A 234-nucleotide genomic window follows, 5' to 3' on the forward strand; every position below is an offset into this window, starting at 1 on the left:
AAGATTAAAATTAGACCTGATGCTGAACTTCGAAGGCAACACAGCACCGTACCTGCTGTACGCCTACACACGAGTGGCCGGCGTATTCCGCAAGCTTGGCAAGGACTTCAGCTAAGTCGAAGGGCAAATCGTCCTCGAAGCGCCGCACGAACATGCGCTGGCGGCGAAACTGGCGCAGTTCGGCGAAATCCTGAATAACGGGTCCGACAACGGCACGCCGCACATTCTCTGCAC

The 234-nt window shown here is 56.0% G+C and carries 1 pseudogene; it reads left to right on the forward strand.

Features of this window, described 5'->3' with window-relative positions:
* Window positions 1-234 (forward strand): annotated as a pseudogene (locus ACCC96_RS30440) (DALR anticodon-binding domain-containing protein); the annotation flags it as partial.

Origin of the sequence: Pseudomonas sp. Pseusp11, from assembly GCF_047304405.1 — a bacterium.
Taxonomy (GTDB): domain Bacteria; phylum Pseudomonadota; class Gammaproteobacteria; order Pseudomonadales; family Pseudomonadaceae; genus Aquipseudomonas.